Here is a 17158-nt window from a genome sequence, read left to right on the forward strand (position 1 = left end):
CCACGCTTTTCGGCGGTTTGACAACCCCTCCTGCTCGCAGCGAGTGCTTCGCACGGCTCGTGACGGGACCACCCCACCTGAACCTTCTGTTTCAAGCGCTTACTGCTCGGCTTCGCCGTCGCGGTTGCTCGCCTTCGCCGTCGCGGTTGCTCGCCTTCGGCTTCGCGCTTGCTCGTCTTGGCTTGCTACTTGCGCCTTCGCTCCAGCAGTACCGTGTCTCGCCACCTGCCGTGGTGCTGGGCGATTCGTTCCCGCAGGCCCACCGTCTTGAAGCCCGCCTTGTGGTGCAGCGCGATGCTCGCCCTGTTCTCCGGGAAGATCACTGCTTGCAACGTCCAGAGGCCTGCCTCGTCGGCTGCCTGGACCTGGTGGTGCAGAAGGGTTTTGCCCACGCCCCTGCCCTGGTGGGCGTCCGAGACGTAGATCGACGTCTCCGCCACGCCCGCGTAGCACTCGCGCGGGGAGACCGGGGCGGCTGTCGCCCAGCCCGCGATCTCGCCTGCTGCCTCTGCCGTCCAGCGGTGGTCGGTGAGCCACTTCGACTCCAGGGTGCGGCGGGACGGGACCTCCGTCTCGAAGGTCGCGTTGCCTGCCGCTATGCCCTCGCCGTAGATGCGGCGGACTTCCGGCCAGTCGTCCGCCGTCATCGGGCGGACGGTCACGTCGGGGGACGGGATCAGCTCGCCCGGGGTGGTCAGGGCGCCCATCACCGCGTCCGCCGCGTGGGGGAGGCCCGTGCAGCACGCCGGGTTCACCGTCACGAGGGTGGTCGTGCCCTCGCGCTGGAGTTGCACGAAGCCCACTTCCGCCAGTTTGCGCACGTGGTGGGAGCAGGTGGACTGGCTCACGCCCAGCAGGGTCGTCAGCTCGCCCACGGTGACCGGGGCCGGGGACGACGCCACGTGGTGGAGCAGGCGGACCCTGGTCGGGTCGGACAGCGTTGCGAACCACGAGGCGTACCTCGTGGCTTCATCGGTGAGCACTCACCGAGTATCGACGCCGGTCGATCCGCTCGTCACACCGAGTACTTCTTCACGCAGAACGACAGGCCGCGGAAGAAGCCGTCGCCGAAGGCCTCCACGCGGGCGAAGCCCGACGGGACCGCTTTGCCGTTCACGTCCGCCGCGATGAGGCTGTCATCGGCCAGCAGTTCCGCCACCGCCTCGTCCAGGTCGCCGGGGGACAGGCGCAGGCCCGCCGCCGCGTCCGGGCGGTTCGTCAGGCCCGCCCAGGCTCCCGTCAGGCAGGCGGTGCGCTGGCCCGCGGCGTCGTCGTCCAGCTTGAAGCCCGTCGCGTGCTGGATGGAGAGGGAGAAGCGGGAGGCGACCACGGCGAACGCCGCGAAGTCGCCGATGCCGCCCTTGCTGCCCTTCTTCGGGGGCGTGCCGATCTTCACCAGGGACGGGAGGTCGAGCTGGAGCTGGTTCACCGCCGGGCAGTAGGTGGCCGGGGAGGTGGGCTGGGCGTCCGTGCAGGGCTTGATGCCGCTCTTGTCGAAGGCGGGGAAGGCGGCGCCGCTCGACTTGTAGGCGTCCTTGAGCGACTCCTCCAGGGCCTTGAGGTAGCGCTCGTCCTTCACGTCGGCGTTGCCGCGGCCCTGGCCCTCGTCGGTGTCGGAGAGGGCGAACGGGCGTTCGGTGATGCGCTTGTTGATCTCGGCCTCGTTGATCTCCGCGCAGCGGACGGCGCCTCGGGTGAAGCCGAACTGGAAGGCCGACACGCGGTCGAACGCGCTGCCGTGGGCGCCCTGCTTCTCGAACGAGGTGCCGGCCGAGTCGCGGATGAAGAACATCGTCTGCAGCACCTGGTTCAGGCCCTCGCCGGTGGAGAGCTCGAAGTGCTTCGCCTTGTTCTCCGCGACCCAGCGCATGAAGACGCCGGTGTAGCAGTCGGCCTGCTGCTCCTTGACGATCGACGGGGTGTTCGGGCCGATGTTCGAGGCCTGGCCCAGCTTGTACTGGACGGCGTGGCCCATCTCGTGGGCCAGGACCGTGACCACGGCCATCGGGCCGAACGAGTCCTTGAGCATCGGGAGCAGCTCGCCGCGGTCCCACGTGATGCTGTCGTCGAGCGCGCAGTAGAACGCGTTCGCGACGCCGGTGGTGTCGAGCTTGCAGACCTCGACGCCCTTGCCGTTCGAGTCGTAGGAGATGAAGCGCTTCACCGGCTCGAAGCTCTTGCTGATGAAGGCCTTCGGGAACTCGATCGTCCAGAAGTCCTGCACGTCGGCCAGGGCGTTGATGGCCAGCCGGTCCATCTCGCCGCCGTCGCCGTTCTCCACGGACAGGTCCGCGTCCGGCACCCCCTGCTTGGGGCCGGACGGACCGTTCGAGATCTCGAGGCCCGCGACCTTGGTGGGGTCGGGGCGCTCGCCCTTCGGGTCGCCCTCGAGCACCGAAGAGCAGGCGGCCAGGGCTGCGGTCGCGACCACGGCGACGGCGATTCGTCCGATCCCCATGGTCCGGAACACTACTAAGTGCGGTTCCGGAGCTTTGTGGCCAGTGCCTTCGGCCGAACGTGAAAATTGCTCACCCCCAGGGGTGATTTCAAGACTGAGCGGACTCGTTTCCATTGTCCTGTGGATTGTTCGGGCGCACAGTCCGTCCCACGCAGGCCTTCGGTGTGGAAGGAGTTCGCCGGTATGGGTAGAACGCGCTGGGCACGGTTCGTCGGGGTGCTCGGGATCGGCACCGTCGGTGTCGGTGCTCTCCTGTTCGGGATGTCCCAGGGAGCGCTGGCCGCCTCGTTCGCGGTGTCCGGCACCAACTTCAAGGTCTCCGCCGACAGCTTGACCGGCCAGGGGTTCGTCCAGTTCGGCGGCGTGGACGCGGGTGCGGGACAGGTGCACGTCGTCGCGGTGAGCGGCTTCAAGACCGCGACGCTCGACAAGTTCTGCCAGTCGGTGTACGTCGCCAACATGCCGATCGTCGGTGACGTGACCCTGCGCATCACGGCGGACGGCGCGGGCGGCATGGCGGCGGAGAACCTGGTCGTCAACCTCACCGACCTCTCGGGCGACCTGACCCTGGGCAACCCGGAGATCGGCGTCGACGCGAACAAGGTCACCAAGGGACCGGACAACCTGCGCGGGTTGCCGGGCTCGTTCGGTCTGCAGGCCGACTCGGCGAGCATCACCGGGCTCAAGCAGACCGCCTGGGCCACCACGGCCCAGACCATCAGGTTCAAGGGCATGAACCTCACGATCCGCCAGGGGAAGCAAGAGTGTTTCTGAGGACCTGGCGGCGCTTCACGGCGTGGCGGCGCGGCCGGCCCTTCTGGGCCGGCCTGTTCGTCTGCGCCGGGGCGATCCTGATCCTGTTCCCGCCGTTCTCCAGCCTGAAGTTCGGCGACGCGGTCTTCGCGATGAGCACCTTCGGCGGGGTGTCCGCCCTGCTGATCGGTGCCCTGATGCTGACCTGCGGGTTGTCGCTCTGGTACCAGCCCAGGTTCCGGCTCGCGGCGGGGATCGTCACGGTGCTGCTGTCGCTGGTCGCGTTCGTCGTGACCAACTTCGGCGGCTTCATCCTCGGCACCGTGTGCAGCCTGCTCGGCGGCGCGCTGGCCGTCGCGTGGACCGACGAGCCCAAGAAACCGAAGAAGGCGAAGCACACCGGGGACACCGCGGAGGACGTCCGCGAGGACGTTCCCGCCGACGTTCCCGCCGACGTTCCCGGCGACGTTCCCGCAGAGGCGGGGCCGGACACGACCCAGAGGGTTCACCCCACATGACGCGCACCCCGCCGCTGGCCGCGGTCGCGATGGTCGCGGTCCTGGCGCTGCAACCGCCGTCGAGCTCCGAGCCGCCGCCGTCGTCGTCCTCGCCGGCGCCGACGACGAGCTCGGAACCGACGCCGACGAGCACCAGCACCACACCGCCGCCGGTGACGTCGTCCTCCGCGCCGCCGACCCCGTCGAGCAGCGCGGCCCCACCCGTGTCGACGCCGCCGTCGACCCCGCCACCGGCCCCTGCCCCGGTGGCGGCGGGCGGGCGCGAGTGGACCCTCACCGCGTCGAGGCTGGAGCTCGGCGGGCTGAACTACGCCGGGGTGGTGGACGCGCTGGTCAGCGGGAAGACCGTCAAGGTCCTGAAGTTCACCGCCGGCGACATGAAGATCACCGACCTCGTGCAGACCGCCGAGGTCTCACCGGGCCAGAAGCTCGTCACCGCGGCGCGACCGGGCAGCACCTCCACGGTCGCGCCGGGGCGGATCGAGCTCTACACGGTCCAGCTCAAGGGCAACCTGGACCTCCTCGGCATCAAGATCCCGGTCGACTACACGGCCGACCGCCCGCCACCGCTGAACGTGCCGTTCGCGGCGTTCACCGACGTCACGGTGCGCAACACCGACCTGGTCGGCGGGACCCTGAAGATCCCGGGCGCGCGGATCTACGTCGTGTCGGACCAGGCCCCCGCCGGACGGCGGTGACGCCGGCTCAGAGGCACTCCATCTCCTCGAGCACGCCGTTCGGGTCGTAGAGGAACTCGCAGCCGTAGCTCCAGTGCCACTCGGTGTAGCCGTCGGGGTAGTAGCGGATCCGGAAGAAGTCCTCGTTGTCGTCGTAGCCGGCGGTGGGGCGGCCGAAGCCGTCGAACGACGTGAAGTGCAGGCCCATGACGGCCACGCGGTCGTCGGATGCGTTCGCGGAGGCCGCGACCCCGGTGCTCGCCGGGGCCGCCGAGGCGGGGGCCGCGAGACCGAGGAACACCGCGGCGGCCGCCACGGCGCCGACGAGCACGGTCCTGACAGCTGTGTTCTTCATGGGATCTCCGTCAGTGGAAGTGGAGGTTCGCGCACTTCAGACGGTAGACAGACGGCCGTTCCCGACGCCATGCCCGCACTCGCGCGCCCACGCCTGTGCCCGCACGATCGTGTCAGAAACCACTCGATCGGGCGGGCCACCAGGGCGGCAGCGTTCACTAGTACGAGTGAACATGCACCTGATCCAGCGATCCGCGGATCAGGTGCGGTCACCTGGCAGTGGTCAGAGCCCGCACTTCTTCGGGCCCTCGAACACGCCCTCCCGGAACTTCGCCACCCGCTGGAACCCGGGGTCCACCGCGTCCTCGCCCTTCGCGTCGCGGGCGGCGTAGTCGAAGAGCAGCAGCACGGTCACGGCCTCGTCGAAGTCGCCCGGCGAGAGCCCGAAGCCGTCCTGGCGCTGGAACACCGCGCCCGTGTACGCGCCGGCCAGGCACAGGGCCGCCGCGGAGGCTTGCTCGCCCTCGGTCGGCTTGCCCAGCGCGGCCAGTTCGGCCATCGCGTACCGCGTGGCGATCAACGTGCCGGTCGCGTAGTCGCCGTAGGTCTTGTGCAGGCCGGGCAGCTCGTCCTTGGTGTCGATCTTGATCGTCTTGTCGGACGGGCAGTACGCGACGGGGCCCTGGTCGCCGGAGCAGTCCGGCTCGGTCTGGGTGGCCTCCGCGCGCGGCGACGGCCAGTTCTTGCCCGCCGCGCTGGCCAGGCCCTTGAAGTAGCCGTCGAGGTCCGGCGTCACGGACTGGAGCATCTCGTCGAACGGCAGGTTGCCGCCGTTGGCCCGGTCGCGGACGTTGGTGAACGCGCGCTGGGTGAACGTGCGGTTCTGCACGCTCATCGCCGCGCAGAACTTGGTGCCCTGCTCGTAGCCGTCCTGGAACGCGGCCACGCGGTCGAACGCGCTGCCGTGCGCCTGCTCGTCCTCCGGCGAGGTGCCCACCGGGTCGCGGAACGTGATCAACGCGTTCAGCGCCTTGTCCAGGGCGTCCGCGCCGATGTCGAGCCGCTGCGACCTGCCGTCGGTCACGTTGCGCACGAAGGAGCCGGCGAAGCAGTCGGCCTGCGCCTCGGTGAGGATCGTCGGGTACTTCTCCGGCTCGCGGCGCTCGGCCTCGGGCGTGATGCCCATCCGGTTCTGCACCGCGTGGCCCACCTCGTGCGCCAGCACCACGACCACCGCGGCCTCGCCGAAGCGGTCCTGCAGCACCGGCAGCAGCGACGAGCGGTCCCACGCGATCGCGTCGGCGGCGGGGCAGTAGAAGGCGTTGCCCTCCACGTCCGCGGCCTTCTGCGTGCACGGCGGCGGCTTGGCGCTCGAGTCGGACGTGTCGACCGAGTAGTACCCGCCGGTCAGCGGCTTCCACGGCTTGTTGAACGTCTTCTGGAACGAGTCTTTCCAGTACTCGTCGATGTCCGTGAGCGCGGTGGCGGCCAGCTTGTCGATCGGGCCGTTGTCCGTGCCCCGGACCTGGATGACCTCGGTCGAGGCCTCCTTCTTCACCACCTTCGCGGCACGCGGGCGCCCCGGTATCTCGGCGGTGCAGCCCACCGCGAGCAGGGCGGTGGCGACGATCAGCGCGATGCTCCGGTGCCGCATGAACCCATTGTGCCTGTCGGTCGGCTCTGCGGGCGTCCTACTCGACGAAGTCAGGCGCATACCTTTGCCAACGTGCGGCGGGCTGATCAGGTTCACCCGGCCGGGGCCACCCCGGTGCGGACGGCGTGTCCGCACCGGTCGAGCCCCGTCAGTCGGCCGCGCCCAGCACGCCGGGGACCTCGGGGACCAGCCACAGCACGGCCGACGGCGGCAGCTGAAGCACCGCCGAGTGCGGCCGGCCGTGCCACGGCCGCGCCTGCGCCTCGACGCCGCCGAGGTTGCCCACCCCGGAGCCGCCGTAGTGCGACGCGTCCGTGTTCACGAGCTCCTTCCACCGGCCCCCGACCGGCAGCCCGACCCGGTAGTCGTGGTGCGGCTGGCCGGCGAAGTTCGCCACGCACACGAGCTGCGAGCCGTCCTCGCCGATGCGGACGAACGACAGGACGTTGCCGCCGGAGTCGTTCGCGTCGATCCACTGGAAGCCCTCGGGCGTGATGTCGTGGCTGAACAGCGCCGCCGCCTGCTTGTAGACCGAGTTCAGGTCGCGCATCAGCTTCTGGATGCCCTGGTGCAGCGGTTCCTGCTCGACGAGGTGCCAGTCGAGCGACCGCGACTCCGACCACTCCTGCCGCTGCCCGAACTCGCCGCCCATGAACAGCAGCTGCTTGCCGGGGTGCGCCCACATGAACGCCAGCAGCGAGCGCACGCCTGCCGCCTTGTTCCAGTCGTCGCCCGGCATCCGGGTCCACAGCGAGCCCTTGCCGTGCACCACCTCGTCGTGCGAGAGCGGCAGCACGAAGTTCTCGCTCCACGCGTAGACCAGCGAGAACGTCATCTCGTTGTGGTGGAACGAGCGGTGGACCGGCTCACGCGACAGGTAGTGCAGCGTGTCGTGCATCCAGCCCATGTTCCACTTGAAGCCGAACCCGAGACCGCCCAGGTGCGTCGGCCGCGTGACGCCCGGCCACGCCGTCGACTCCTCTGCGATCATCACGATGCCGGGGTGGCGCTTGTAGACGGTCGCGTTCAGCTCCTGCAGGAACCGCACCGCGTCGAGGTTCTCGCGCCCGCCGAACTCGTTCGGCAGCCACTGGCCCTCCGGCCGCGAGTAGTCGAGGTAGAGCATCGACGCGACGGCGTCCACGCGCAGGCCGTCGAGGTGGAACTCCTCGATCCAGTACAGCGCGTTCGCGACGAGGAAGTTGCGGACCTCGTTGCGGCCGAAGTCGAAGACGTACGTGCCCCAGTCGAGCTGCTCGCCGCGGCGCGGGTCGGCGTGCTCGTAGAGCGGCGTGCCGTCGAACTTCGCGAGCGCCCACGCGTCCTTCGGGAAGTGCGCGGGCACCCAGTCGACCAGCACGCCGATGCCGCGCTGGTGCAGCGTGTCGACGAAGTACCGGAAGTCGTCCGGAGTGCCGAACCGCGAGGTCGGCGCGTAGTAGGAGGTGACCTGGTAGCCCCACGAGCCGCCGAACGGGTGCTCCGCCACGGGCAGCATCTCGATGTGCGTGAAGCCCATGTCCTCGCAGTAGTCGGCGAGTTCGGTCGCGAGCTGCCGGTAGCTCAGCCCCGGCTTCCACGAACCGAGGTGCACCTCGTAGATCGACATCGGCGCGTTCGCCCACTGCGTGGCCTCGCGCCGGGCCTCCCACTCCGCGTCCTGCCACTCGTACTCGGACCGCGTGACGACCGAGGCGGTCTGCGGCGGCACCTCCGTGGCGAACGCCATCGGGTCGGCCTTCTCGTGCCACACGCCGTCCTGGCCGAGGATGCGGAACTTGTACCGCGTGCCGGCCACGACGTTCGGCAGGAACACCTCCCACACGCCGCTGGAACCCATGGAGCGCAACGGGTTCGCGCGGCCGTCCCAGCCGTCGAAGTCGCCCGTCACGCGCACGCCGCGGGCGTTGGGCGCCCACACCGCGAACGAGACGCCGGAGACGTCGCCGGCGAGCGTCTCGTAGCACCGCACGTGCGCGCCCAGCACGTCCCACAGCCGCTCGTGCCGGCCCTCGCCGATCAGGTGCAGGTCGAGCTCGCCGACGGTCGGCAGCCACCGGTACGGGTCGTCGACCTCGACCGTGTGCCCGCCGTCGTAGGTGACCAGGAGGCGGTAGTCGCCGGGCGCCTCGGGCAGCTCGCCCTCGAAGAGAGCGTCCGCGATCCGCGGCAGCTCGACCTGCTTGTCACCCCACGACACCGCGACCGACGTCGCGCCGGGGCGCAAGGCCCGCGCGATCACCTGGTCGCCGACGGTGTGCACACCCAGCACCGAGTGCGGGTCGTGGTGCGCACCTGACAGGAGTCGGTCCAGGTCGGCCTTCACGGCTTAGTCTCCTCCAGAAGTCATCCGGGCGATCGACGACAGGGGAACCGTCAACCACTCCGGCCTGTTGGCGTGCTCGTAAGCGACCTCGTAGACCGCCTTGTCCAGCTCGAACGCGCGCAGCAGCTGCGCGCTGTCCCGCGGGTCGGCCGCCACCTCGGCGTAGCCGTCGCAGAACGCCGCCCGGTTGCGCTTCGTCCACTCCATCGCGCGGTAGGCGAGCTGGTCGTCGTCGGGCTGGCCGACGAGGAGCTGCCGTGCCGCGTAGTCGAACGACCTCAGCATCCCCGCCACGTCGCGCAGCGGCGACCGCAGCGCGAGCCGGTCCTGCACCGACGCCGCCGGCTCGCCCTCGAAGTCGATCAGCAGCCAGCCGTGCACGGTCCGCAGCACCTGACCGAGGTGCAGGTCGCCGTGGACGTGCTGGATGGAGATCTGCCCGCCGTGCTCGCGGGCCTGCTCGAACGCGGCGCGCAGCGGTTCCTCGTACTTCGCGAGCTCCGGCACGGCCTCGCTGACCTGCGCGAGGCGGCGCAGCATGCCCTCGATCGCCCGCTCGGTCGCGTCCTCGTCGGCGACCTGCGTGCCCAGCGCCTGCGCCAGGTCGGCGTGGACCTTCGCCACGGCGTGGCCCAGCCGCTGCGCCTCGCCCGCGAAGTCGCCGCCCACCTCGAACGCGTGCAGGTCGGCTTCCGCCATCAGGTCGCGGACCGAGGTCTTGGCCATGTCCCAGCCCTCGACCGCGTCCGGCAGGAACTCCTGCAGCATCGCGAGCGTGACCGGGTCGCCGTCGAGTTCGGTGGAGATCGCGCCCAGCGGCTGCGCGATGTGCTCGCAGCCGACCGACCGCAGCGCCCGGTGCAGCACCAGGTCGCGGTTCTCGCCGCGGGCGAGCTTGCGGAAGATCTTCAGGATGTACTGCTGGCCGTAGATCAGCGACGTGTTGGACTGCTCCACGCCGATCGGGCGGCCGCGCAGGCCCGTGCGCAGCTCCGTGCCGGGTTCGTGCGTGAAGACGATGCCGTCCGCGTCGTGCCCCGACGCGATCCGGTCGAGCAGCACGCCGTTGTGCTCGGGGTCGAGCAGCACGTCCCAGGCGCCGGTGCTCAGGCTGAGCGCGCCCTGGTAGTTCTCGGTGCGGCCGGGCTGCTCCACCTCGACGACCACGTGCACGAGGTCGCCGTCGACGACCGTCGTCCTCAGTGGACGAACCGCCGTGATCGGCTTGTCCTTGCCGCCGAACCACCGGGCGTGCGGGAGCAGATCGGGCAGAGAGGCGACCAGCTTGTCGACCAGCTCGTGGGGATCGGTCACGCTTTCACCTCATCTCGCTGTCGTCGCCTGCCTCTACCAGCTGGAACCAGTAGAAACCGTGACCGGGAAGGGTCAACAGGTAGGGGAGTTCCCCGATCGCGGGGAACTTGACACCTCCGGTGAGCTCCAGCGGCGTGTAGTCGCGGTGCTCGGAGAGGTCCAGCTCGACGGGCTGCGGGAAACGGGACAGGTTGTTCACGCAGAGGACGATGTCCTCGCGCCCGTCGGGCCGCTTCCACAAGCGCTTGAACGCGAGCACGCTCGGGTTCGACCCGCCGAGCTCGCTGAAGTCGCCCTCGGCGAACGCGTGGTGCTGCTTGCGCACCTCGATCATGTGCCGGGTCCAGTTGAGCAGCGACGTCGAGCTGTTGAGCTGCGCCTCGACGTTCAGGCCCTGGTAGCCGTAGACCGGGTCCATGATCACCGGCAGGTAGATCCGGCCGGGGTCGCAGCTCGAGAAGCCCGCGTTGCGGTCCGGGGTCCACTGCATCGGGGTGCGCACGGCGTCGCGGTCGGCGAGCCAGATGTTGTCGCCCATGCCGATCTCGTCGCCGTAGTAGAGGACGGGCGAGCCCGGCAGCGACAGCAGCAGCGCGGTGAACAGTTCGTGCTGGTTGCGGTCGTTCTCCAGCAGCGGGGCGAGCCGTCGGCGGATGCCGATGTTCGCCTTCATCCGCGGGTCCTTGGCGTACTCCGAGTACATGTAGTCGCGCTCTTCGTCGCTGACCATCTCGAGCGTGAGCTCGTCGTGGTTGCGCAGGAAGATGCCCCACTGGGCGTTCTCGGGGATCGCGGGCGTCTGGGCCAGGATCTCCGAGATCGGGAACCGCGACTCGCGCCGCACCGCCATGAAGATCCGCGGCATCAGCGGGAAGTGGAACGCCATGTGGCACTCGTCGCCGCCGATCTCCGGGTCGCCGAAGTACTCGACCACGTCCGACGGCCACTGGTTGGCCTCGGCGAGCAGCACCCGGCCGGGGAACTCGTCGTCGACGACCTTGCGGCACTTCTTCAGGAACTCGTGCGTGCGCGGCAGGTTCTCGCAGATCGTGCCCTCCTCCTCGAAGAGGTAGGGCACGGCGTCGAGGCGGAACCCGTCGATGCCGAGGTCGAGCCAGAACCGCAGGATGTCGAGCATCGCCTCCTGCACTTCCGGGTTCTCGTAGTTGAGGTCCGGCTGGTGGCTGAAGAAGCGGTGCCAGAAGAACTGCCCGCGCACCGGGTCGTAGGTCCAGTTCGACGACTCCGTGTCGACGAAGATGATCCGCGCGTCGCTGTAGCGCGAGTCGTCGTCGCTCCACACGTAGTAGTCGCCGTACGGGCCGTCCGGGTTCTGCCGCGACTCCTGGAACCAGGGGTGCGCGTCGGAGGTGTGGTTGAGCACCAGGTCGGTGATGACCCGGATGCCGCGCCGGTGCGCCTCCTCCAGCAGGTAGACGAAGTCCTCGACGGTGCCGAACTCGGGCAGCACCGCCCGGAAGTCGCTGATGTCGTACCCGCCGTCGCGCAGCGGCGAGGCGTAGAACGGCGGCAGCCAGAGGCAGTCGACGCCCAGCCACTCCAGGTAGTCGAGGCGCGAGGCGAGACCTCTGAGGTCGCCCGTCCCGTCGCCGTTGGAGTCGCTGAACGCGCGGACGAGCACCTCGTAGAAGACGGCGCCCTTGAACCAGCTCGGGTTCGCCGAAGCCGGCTGCGCGGACTTGAAGTCCTCGGCCTGGGGCTCGACCAGCATGCCGTCGTCGTTGACGGCCTCTCCGGTGTGCGGAATGCCTTCCAGCCCGAGCGCAGCGTCGGGACGGGAGTCGTCGACCATGATGCCCACCTCGTCGGGGGTTGTGCGGTTGAGCGGGCTGAATCGTGCCCTAGGAAAAACGTCGTTGCAGGCTCACGACGTGCGCGGTGGCACGCCAGGGTTCGAGGCGGATGTAGTTGGCCTGACCCCAGTCCCACGTCTCACCGGTGACCTCGTCGTGCGCGATCACCCGCTCGTGCCAGTCGAACCCGAGCTCCGGCAGGTCGAGGTACAGCGTCCCCTCCTGCGCGTTGTGCGGGTCGAGGCTGACCACCACGACGACCGTGTCACCGGACTCCGGGTCCCGCTTGGAGTAGGCGACCAGCGCGTCGTTGTCGATCTGCTGGAACCGCAGCGTGCGCATCTGCTGGAGCGCCGGGTGCGCCCGGCGGATGTGGTTCAGCTTGCGCAGCCACGGCTCGAGCGAGCGCCCGTCCGCGAGCGCCCGGCCGTAGTCGCGGGGCCTCAACTGGTACTTCTCGGAGTTGAGGTACTCCTCGCTGCCGGGCTTCACGGCCTGGTGCTCGAACAGCTCGTAGCCGCTGTAGACCCCCCAGGTGGGGGACAGCGTGGCCGCGAGGGCCGCGCGCAGGCCGAACATCGCCGGGCCGCCGTGCTGCAGCGACTCGTGCAGGATGTCCGGGGTGTTCACGAAGAGGTTCGGCCGCGCCTCGTCCCAGTGGTCGCGCAGGTCCTCGCCGAACTCGACCAGCTCCTGCTTGCCCGTCCGCCACGTGAAGTAGGTGTAGGACTGGGTGAAGCCGAGCTTGGCCAGGCCGTACAGGCGCGCGGGCCGGGTGAAGGCCTCCGCCAGGAACAGCGTGTCCGGGTAGACCTCCTTGACCTTCCAGATGAGCCACATCCAGAAGTCCGGCGGCTTGGTGTGCGGGTTGTCGACCCGGAAGATCCGCACCCCGTGCTCGGCCCAGAAGAGCACCACGCGCAGCACCTCGTGGTAGAGGCCCTGCGGGTCGAGGTCGAAGTTGATCGGGTAGATGTCCTGGTACTTCTTCGGCGGGTTCTCCGCGTATGCGATCGTGCCGTCGGGCAGCTGCGTGAACCACTCCGGGTGCTTGAGCACCCACGGGTGGTCCGGCGCGCACTGCAGCGCGAAGTCGAGCGCGACCTCGAGACCGAGCTCGTGCGCCCGCTCCACGAGCGCGTCGAAGTCCTCGATCGTGCCGAGCTGCGGGTGGATCGCGTCGTGGCCGCCCTCGTCCGCGCCGATCGCCCACGGTGAACCCGTGTCCTCGGGACCGGCGACGAGCGTGTTGTTGGGGCCCTTGCGGTTGACCCGGCCGATGGGGTGGATCGGCGGGAAGTAGACGACGTCGTAGCCCATCGCGGCGACGCGGTCGAGCTCCTTGGCCGCCGTGGCGAGCGTGCCGTGCACCGCCCTGCCGGTCTCGTCGATCCCGCCCGTGCTGCGCGGGAAGAACTCGTACCAGGAGCCGTACGCGGCCTTCTTCCGGTCGCACCAGATCTTGTGCGTCTTGCCCTTGGTGACCAGCTCGCGGACCGGGTGGTCGAACATGATCTTCTGGACGTCGGCGGCCAGGGCCGGCGCGACGCGCTCGGTCAGCGGCCGGTCGGTGTCGCGCAGCGCGTCCGCGGCGGTCGTGAGGAGTGCTCGCTCCTGCCGCCGGTCGGGGCGGCGGGCCACCCGGTCGAGCAGCTGGGCGCCGATCTCCAGGTCGTTCGCGAGGTCGCCCGGACCCTGCCCGGCCGCGATCTTCACCTCGACGGCGTGGTTCCAGGTGGCCCAGGGGTCGCTCCACGCGTCCACGCGGAACGTCCAGGCGCCCTCGGCGTCGGGGACGACGGTCGCACCCCAGCGGTCGAGGCCGACCCCGACCTCGTGCATGCGGGTCTGCCGGGCGACCCGGTCGGCCGGCCCGCGCCACGTCACGGTCGCGGCGAGTCTGTCATGACCCTCGCGCCACACCGTGGCTTCCACCGGAACGTGTTCTCCCACAACGGCTTTGGCCGGATATCTGCCAGCCGACACCACCGGGGAAACATCGTCGATACCGAGCCGTCCACTCATCGGCAGCGCCCTTCCGCCGTGTCGGTCCGCGTCGCCTGTAATCCTGCCTTGGGCGATCAAGCCGCTTGTCAGCGGGTTGCCCCAAGTAGATCCGTACCCGCCCGAGGTCGATCGCACACCTCGAACCACTCCTGTGTCCAGGGTCTCCCGGCCATGAGAGGGGCACTTCCCCGGACATCTCCAGTGGACCGTTTCCGTGATACTCACAGGGTTACGGGGGTGCTACGGGTACCGTGCCCGCGTGAACAAGGTTGGCGACCGCTACGTCCTGCTCGACCAGCTCGGCGCCGGGGCGATGGGCGTCGTGTGGCGTGCGCGCGACGAATTGCTGCACCGGGACGTGGCGGTCAAGCAGCTGCTTCTCAACGAAGTTCAGCCGAACGAGTTCCACGAGGCGGTCCAGCGGGCCATGCGCGAGGGCCGCATCGCGGCGCGCCTGCAGCACCCGAACGCGATCGCCGTGTACGACGTCGTGGTCGAGGACGGCAAGCCGTGCTTGGTCATGGAGTACCTGCCGTCCCGCAACCTGTCGGCGATCCTGGGCGAGCGGGGCACCCTGCCGGCGATGGAGGCCGCGCGGATCGGCGCGCTGGCGGCCGGCGCGCTCGCCGCCGCCCACGAGAAGGGCATCGTCCACCGCGACATCAAGCCGGGAAACGTCCTCATTGGACGCGATGGCGCCGTCAAGATCACCGATTTCGGCATTTCGCGAGCTTTGGGCGATGTCGCGGTGACGAAGACGGGCATGCTGGCCGGCACCCCGGCCTACCTCGCGCCGGAACTGGCCCGCGGCGCCGAGCCCGCGCCGCCGTCGGACGTCTTCTCGCTCGGCGCGACGATCTACGCGATGACCGAGGGCGAGCCGCCGTTCGGCAAGAGCACGAACGACCTGGGCCTGCTCTACAAGGTCGCCCGCGGCGAGACCCGCCCGCCGCTGCGCTCGGGCCCGCTCACGGGCCTGCTGACCCGCCTGCTGGCCAACGAGCCGTCGCAGCGCCCCACCGCGGCCCAGGCGGCGGCGGAGCTGAAGGCGATCGCGGCGGGCGTGCCGGTCCCGGCCACGCAGGTCATCCCGCCCCGCCCGCCGACCCCGCCGGCCGGCACCGCGGTGATGGGAGCCGCAGGCCCCGGCACCCCGGGCCCCCGCACGGTGCCGCCGCAGGCCCCGCGCACCGCCCCGCCGCGCACCAGGCCGCCGGCCCCGCTGCCCGCGACCTACGACGACGACTACCGGGACGACTACCGGGACGAACCGGAGCCGAGGAAGAACCGCGGCCTCGCGATCGCCGCCGCGGTGCTGGGCGTGGCCCTGGTGGCCGGCCTGCTCTACCTGCTCGTGCAGGGCATCGGCGACGAGGACAAGAGCGCGAACCCCGGCCCGTCGGTCACGAAGACCACCGAGCAGACCACGCAGGACAAGCCCTCCCCGACCGCCGAGCCCCCGAAGCAGACGACGCAGAAGCCCCTGACGACGACGCAGAGCCAGCCGCCGTCCTCGAAGCCGCCGGCCACCAAGTTCTCGCAGGCCCAGGTCGTGTCGTTCGTGAAGCAGCACTACGGCAAGCTCCCGGGCAACGTCGAGGGCGCCCGCGCCGACTGGGACCCGAAGCAGGCGCCGAACCTGTCCTCGGAGAAGGAGTACTGGGGCGCGTACGCGAAGGTCGCGGTCAAGGGCAACCCGGTCGTGGAGGCCGACGACGACGGCACGTTCACCGCCACGACGGCGCTGGAGCTGACCGAGAAGGACTCGGACAAGAGCACGGTCGTCGAGCACACGCTCGACATCTCGGGCAAGGGCGAGAAACTGCTGATCACGGGCGAGCAGAAGGGCTGACCGCGAGGCGGGACCCGCGGAGGGCGTCCGCCGGCCCCTCCGTTGCTTGTAGCGTGCGCAACCGTGCAGACAGTCGCCGATCGGTACGCACTGCTCGAACGGCTCGGCAGCGGCGCCATGGGCGTCGTGTGGCGGGCCCGCGACGGGTTGCTCGAGCGCGAGGTCGCCATCAAGCAGCTCCTGCTGCCCGACCTGGCGCCGAAGCAGGTCGAGGAGGCCTGCCTGCGGGCGATGCGCGAGGGCCGGATCGCGGCCCGGCTGCACCACCCGAACGCCATCGGGGTCTTCGACGTCGTGGTCGAGGACGGGCGGCCGTGCCTGGTCATGGAGTACCTGCCGTCCCGCAGCCTGTCGGAGGTGCTCGGGGAGCGGGGCACGCTGCCCGCCGACGAGGCCGCGCGGATCGGCCTGCACGTCGCCGCGGCACTGGCCGCCGCGCACGAGGCCGGGATCGTCCACCGCGACATCAAGCCCGGCAACGTCCTGATCGGCCACAACGGGGCCGTCAAGATCACGGACTTCGGGATCTCCCGCTCGGCGGGCGACGCGTCGGTCACCCGCACGGGCGCGTTGTCGGGCACGCTCGCCTACCTCGCGCCCGAGCTGGCCCGCGGCGCCGAGCCCGACCCCGCGGCGGACATGTTCTCGCTCGGGGCGACGCTCTACGCGATGACCGAGGGGCAGCCGCCGTTCGGCCGGGTCGAGAACAACTTCGGCCTGCTCTACAAGATCTCGACCGGCCAGGTCGTGCCGCCCACCCGGTCGGGGCCGCTGACACCGCTGCTGACCAGGCTGCTCGCGATCGAGCCCCGCGACCGCCCGGCCGCCGCCGAGGTGGTCCGGGAGCTGGCCGCCCTGACCGACGCGAAGAGCCGCCGGGCCGGGGTTCTGGCCGCCGCGGTCGTCGCCGTGGTGCTCGCCGCCGCCGTCCTGACCGCCTCGTTCGTGCTGGACCGCGACCGGGCCACCACCACCTCCAGCCCCGGCTCGACCACGCAGAGCACGTCCCAGCAGCCCAGGGTGTTCACCACCGCCGACGTCACCGCCTTCATCGAGCAGCACTTCGCCAAGCTGCCGGGCGACACCGCCGGCGCGCGGCAGGACTGGGTGCCCGAGTTCCGGCCCGCCGAGGCGGGGGACGACCAGTTCTGGAAGCAGTGGGAGGCCATCGGGGTCTACGGCGAACCCGTGGTCAGCAGCACCTCCTCGCAGGACGACCGCTTCGCCGTCGAGCTCGACCTGACGCTGCGCGAGCAGGGGGCGGCCGCGCGGGGAGCACCCCAGCACGAGGTGACGTTCGTCCGCCACCGGCTCGACCTGGTGGTCCGCGAGGGCAAGCTGCTCATCGCCCACTCCCGCGACGTGACCCCGTGAGCGGACGGCCGGCCCCGATCGGGTGAGCAGGTGCGGTTCCGCCTGCTCACGGCCCCGTGCCGTCTTGACCGGTTCTGCAAGTCGTTGCAGGTCTGACCGGGAACGTTGTCAGCCCCC

Annotated in this window: 13 protein-coding genes; 5 read left to right on the plus strand and 8 right to left on the minus strand. The window is 70.2% G+C overall.

Annotated elements, in window-relative coordinates:
- Window positions 1–185: 185 nt before the first annotated feature.
- Both ACFWGZ_RS06690 and ACFWGZ_RS06695 read right to left on the minus strand, forming a co-directional pair.
- Window positions 186–983 carry a helix-turn-helix domain-containing GNAT family N-acetyltransferase gene (locus tag ACFWGZ_RS06690; protein WP_382450482.1) on the minus strand — a complete coding sequence of 266 codons (798 nt, stop codon included), beginning with the start codon at window positions 981–983 and terminating at the stop codon, window positions 186–188.
- A 32-nt stretch (window positions 984–1015) separates the two neighbouring features.
- Window positions 1016–2458, minus strand: a complete 1443-nt coding sequence (locus ACFWGZ_RS06695; protein ID WP_382450483.1) for a neutral zinc metallopeptidase — start codon at window positions 2456–2458, stop codon at window positions 1016–1018.
- A 183-nt stretch (window positions 2459–2641) separates the two neighbouring features.
- Here ACFWGZ_RS06695 and ACFWGZ_RS06700 point away from each other — a divergent pair, with 183 nt between their 5' ends.
- From ACFWGZ_RS06700 to ACFWGZ_RS06710, 3 genes are read left to right on the plus strand one after another with little or no spacing between them, the layout of a single operon-like run.
- On the plus strand, window positions 2642–3232 hold the full coding sequence (locus ACFWGZ_RS06700) for a DUF6230 family protein (protein WP_382450484.1): 591 nt from the start codon (window positions 2642–2644) through the stop codon (window positions 3230–3232).
- Window positions 3223–3729 carry a DUF6114 domain-containing protein gene (locus tag ACFWGZ_RS06705; RefSeq protein ID WP_382450485.1) on the plus strand — a complete coding sequence of 169 codons (507 nt, stop codon included), beginning with the start codon at window positions 3223–3225 and terminating at the stop codon, window positions 3727–3729. Before ACFWGZ_RS06700 ends, ACFWGZ_RS06705 begins: the two co-directional genes overlap by 10 nt.
- Window positions 3726–4427, plus strand: coding sequence for a hypothetical protein (locus ACFWGZ_RS06710; RefSeq protein ID WP_382450486.1), 702 nt, complete (start codon window positions 3726–3728; stop codon window positions 4425–4427). Before ACFWGZ_RS06705 ends, ACFWGZ_RS06710 begins: the two co-directional genes overlap by 4 nt.
- 7 nt (window positions 4428–4434) lie before the next feature.
- Here the strand turns inward: ACFWGZ_RS06710 and ACFWGZ_RS06715 are convergent, their stop codons facing one another.
- The 6 genes from ACFWGZ_RS06715 to ACFWGZ_RS06740 all read right to left on the minus strand — a co-directional run bounded on the left by ACFWGZ_RS06715 (window position 4435) and on the right by ACFWGZ_RS06740 (window position 13833).
- Complete coding sequence (locus ACFWGZ_RS06715; RefSeq protein ID WP_382450487.1) at window positions 4435–4761, minus strand: hypothetical protein; 327 nt, start codon at window positions 4759–4761, stop codon at window positions 4435–4437.
- Between the two features lie 222 nt (window positions 4762–4983).
- Window positions 4984–6354: a neutral zinc metallopeptidase gene (locus ACFWGZ_RS06720; protein ID WP_382450488.1), complete on the minus strand. Its 1371-nt coding sequence runs from the start codon at window positions 6352–6354 to the stop codon at window positions 4984–4986.
- Window positions 6355–6502: 148 nt separating this feature from the next.
- On the minus strand, window positions 6503–8680 hold the full coding sequence (gene glgB, locus ACFWGZ_RS06725) for a 1,4-alpha-glucan branching protein GlgB (protein ID WP_382450489.1): 2178 nt from the start codon (window positions 8678–8680) through the stop codon (window positions 6503–6505).
- Window positions 8681–8683: 3 nt separating this feature from the next.
- Window positions 8684–9994 (minus strand): aminoglycoside phosphotransferase, encoded by a 1311-nt coding sequence (locus ACFWGZ_RS06730; RefSeq protein WP_382450490.1) that lies wholly within the window; start codon window positions 9992–9994, stop codon window positions 8684–8686.
- Between the two features lie 4 nt (window positions 9995–9998).
- Window positions 9999–11807, minus strand: coding sequence for a maltose alpha-D-glucosyltransferase (gene treS, locus ACFWGZ_RS06735; protein ID WP_382450491.1), 1809 nt, complete (start codon window positions 11805–11807; stop codon window positions 9999–10001).
- Between the two features lie 49 nt (window positions 11808–11856).
- Complete coding sequence (locus tag ACFWGZ_RS06740; protein ID WP_382450492.1) at window positions 11857–13833, minus strand: alpha-1,4-glucan--maltose-1-phosphate maltosyltransferase; 1977 nt, start codon at window positions 13831–13833, stop codon at window positions 11857–11859.
- 241 nt (window positions 13834–14074) lie between these two features.
- Here ACFWGZ_RS06740 and ACFWGZ_RS06745 point away from each other — a divergent pair, with 241 nt between their 5' ends.
- Both ACFWGZ_RS06745 and ACFWGZ_RS06750 read left to right on the plus strand, forming a co-directional pair.
- The gene (locus tag ACFWGZ_RS06745; protein WP_382450493.1) at window positions 14075–15667 is read left to right on the plus strand and encodes a protein kinase; all 1593 of its coding nucleotides are present in this window, start codon (window positions 14075–14077) and stop codon (window positions 15665–15667) included.
- Window positions 15668–15730: 63 nt separating this feature from the next.
- The gene (locus ACFWGZ_RS06750) at window positions 15731–17041 is read left to right on the plus strand and encodes a serine/threonine-protein kinase (protein WP_382450494.1); all 1311 of its coding nucleotides are present in this window, start codon (window positions 15731–15733) and stop codon (window positions 17039–17041) included.
- The last annotated feature ends 117 nt before the right edge of the window (window positions 17042–17158 follow it).

The organism is Lentzea sp. NPDC060358, assembly GCF_042725365.1.
GTDB lineage: Bacteria > Actinomycetota > Actinomycetes > Mycobacteriales > Pseudonocardiaceae > Lentzea.